At 64.4% G+C, this 281-nt stretch carries 1 protein-coding gene; it reads left to right on the top strand.

Annotated elements, in window-relative coordinates; genetic code table 11:
- The coding region (locus FVA95_RS31260; RefSeq protein ID WP_205016063.1) for a hypothetical protein at nt 1-281 on the top strand (281 nt) is incomplete at both ends.

Genomic DNA, 281 nt, shown 5'->3' on the forward strand with positions numbered 1-281 from the left:
GTTTCTACGATCTCGCGCAGGACCACCACGCGCAGAGCCTTTCGATCCGCAGCGATATGCGGAAGAACTGGGACTTCGAGATCGTCGGCACGCAGTACTCGTTCGACACCGACAAGCAGCGTACACCAGTCACCGCGTCGTCGTCGGGAACCAGCTTTGCCGCGCCCGGCCGCGTGGCAGTCCTCGACGGTACGGGCTGGTACACGCTCGACGCCAAGGTCACTTGGCGCCCGGTTGGTCCCGCGCACACGATCAGCTTCGGGGCGCACGACGACTACTAC

This window comes from Pseudonocardia sp. EV170527-09, from assembly GCF_008369905.1.
Lineage (GTDB): Bacteria > Actinomycetota > Actinomycetes > Mycobacteriales > Pseudonocardiaceae > Pseudonocardia.